This window comes from Streptomyces sp. UNOC14_S4 (genome assembly GCF_020740835.1).
Lineage (GTDB): Bacteria > Actinomycetota > Actinomycetes > Streptomycetales > Streptomycetaceae > Streptomyces.
Window position 1 is genome coordinate 1 of the sequence record NZ_JAINFC010000940.1, and the last position, 1194, is coordinate 1194.

Consider the following 1194-nt stretch of genomic DNA (forward strand, 5'->3'; position numbering starts at 1 on the left):
GACCCGCACGCCGTTGACGCGCAGTTGCGCGCGTACGGGCCCGCTGCACCCGTCGAACTGGCGCCCGGCGCCCACGCCACCCTCGTCACCGACTACCGGGCCGCGCTCGAAGTCCTGCGCAGCCCCGAGGTGTTCGGCAAGGACGCCCGCCACTGGCGCGCCCTCGCCGACGGCAGCGTCGCCCCCGACAACCCGGTCGTGCCGATGATGGCCTACCGGCCCAACTGCCTCTTCTCCGACGGAGAGGCGCACCGCCGGTTCCGGGCCGCCGTCAACGACAGCCTCGCCCGCATCGACCCCAACGCACTGCGCGGCTACGTCGAGCGCAGTGCCGACACCCTCATCGACCGCTTCTCGTCCCTGGGCGAGGCCGACCTGCTCGGCGTCTACGCCAAGATGCTGCCCCTCCTCGTCTTCCAGCAGCTCTTCGGCTGCCCGCCCGAGCTCGGCGACCGGCTCGTCGAGGGCTTCTCCGGCATCTTCGACGGCGTCGACCACGAGCGCGCCGACGCCCTCATCACCCAGAGCCTCGTCGAGCTCATCGGCCTCAAGCACGTCACGCCCGGCGCGGACATGACCTCTTGGCTGATGGCGCACCCGGCCGGGCTCACCGACGAGGAGATGCTCCACCAGCTCGTCGTCCTCATCGGCGCGGGCACCGAGCCCCAGCAGAACCTCATCGCCAACGCGCTGCGGCTGCTGCTCTCCGACGACCGCTTCGCGGGCGACCTCGCCGGGGGCAGCATGCCCGTCGAGGACGCGCTCGACGAGGTCCTCTGGCTCGACCCGCCGATGGCCAACTACGGCGTCCACTACCCCTTCCAGGACCTGGACTTCGGCGGCGTGCCGCTGAACGCGGGCGAGCCCGTCGTCATCAGCTTCGCCGCCGCCAACACCGATCCCGCGCTCCACTCCGACCAGCGCACCGGCAACCGCGCCCACCTCGCCTGGAGCGCGGGCCCGCACACCTGCCCCGCGAAGGACGCGGCCCGCCTCATCGCCGCGGTCGCGGTGGAGAAGCTCCTCGACCGCCTCCCCGACCTCGAACTCGCCGTCCCCGTGGACCGGCTCGTCTGGCGCCCCGGCCCCTTCCACCGGGCCCTGACCGCCCTGCCCGTGCGCTTCCCGCCCGTCGCGCCGACCGCGCCTTCCGGGCCTTCCGGGCCTTCCGGAGCGGCCGCCAAGGCCGCCGCC

At 73.5% G+C, this 1194-nt stretch carries 1 protein-coding gene; it reads left to right on the forward strand.

Going from position 1 to position 1194, the window contains the following annotated elements; all coding sequences use genetic code 11:
• A partial coding sequence (locus tag K6I34_RS37180) for a cytochrome P450 (RefSeq protein WP_374231126.1) occupies nucleotides 1-1194 on the forward strand: 1194 nt, incomplete at both ends.